Origin of the sequence: Bradyrhizobium sp. NBAIM18 (assembly GCF_020193825.1) — a bacterium.
Classification (GTDB): domain Bacteria; phylum Pseudomonadota; class Alphaproteobacteria; order Rhizobiales; family Xanthobacteraceae; genus Bradyrhizobium; species Bradyrhizobium yuanmingense.
The window spans coordinates 1-223 of the sequence record NZ_JADYVO010000094.1; the positions used below are offsets into that span (position 1 = coordinate 1).

Sequence of the window (223 nt, forward strand, 5' to 3'; positions counted from 1 at the left end):
TGGACGTACCGATCTGCCCGTCACTGTTCAGGTCCTGATAGAAGCTGGTCTCCAGAGTCTTGAGGCCAGAGTCCGTACCCGACACCGAGCCACCCCACGTGGAGCCGGTCAGGGAGCTGACATGGGAGACGTAGTTGCCATTGCTGTCAGTGTTCCACGCCGTGTACTGACCCGTGCTCGTCTCCTTCCAGGCAACCGCATAGCCCGTCGCCGTCTTCTCCGC

Annotated in this window: 1 pseudogene; it reads right to left on the reverse strand. The window is 61.4% G+C overall.

Annotation, left to right across the window (positions count from 1 at the left end):
• Nucleotides 1–223 (reverse strand): annotated as a pseudogene (locus I6F17_RS38030) (hypothetical protein); the annotation flags it as partial.